Raw genomic sequence first — 405 nt, 5'->3', positions numbered from 1 at the left:
GCCCTGGTTGGCCAGACCCCGGCCGGTGCGGTCGACGTACGTGAGGAAGCCGTTGCTGTCAGCGTCCGCCTGGTCACGCATCCAGGCCAGTGCCGATTCGGCGTGCGGCAGCAGTTGTCCGACCTCCTGGGCGTCCAGGCCCCAGCGCCAAGCATCGTGGAGGAGGGTGATCCACAGGGGGGGGGCGTCGACCGTGCCGTAGTAGATGGGTGGGAGTGAGAGCCGGTCCGCGATCTGCAGGGCGCCGCGACGCACTTCGTGCAGGATCTTGCCTGGCTGTTCCTCCGCGGTGGGGTCGGTGACCGCGCCCTGGCGGCGGGCGAGGGTACGCAAGGTGCCGGCGGCGAGGTCTGTGCCGAGCGGAAGGAGCATGCGAGCGGCCCAGATCGCGTCGCGGCCGAAGAG

1 pseudogene is annotated in these 405 nt (G+C 70.9%); it reads right to left on the bottom strand.

The features are described from left to right. Window positions 1-405 (bottom strand): annotated as a pseudogene (locus TN53_RS42690) (amylo-alpha-1,6-glucosidase); the annotation flags it as partial.

It is taken from the genome of Streptomyces sp. WM6386 (genome assembly GCF_000972385.1).
Classification (GTDB): domain Bacteria; phylum Actinomycetota; class Actinomycetes; order Streptomycetales; family Streptomycetaceae; genus Streptomyces.
Note: the sequence above shows the minus strand (reverse complement) of the source record. Positions and strands in the feature narration are given on the sequence as shown.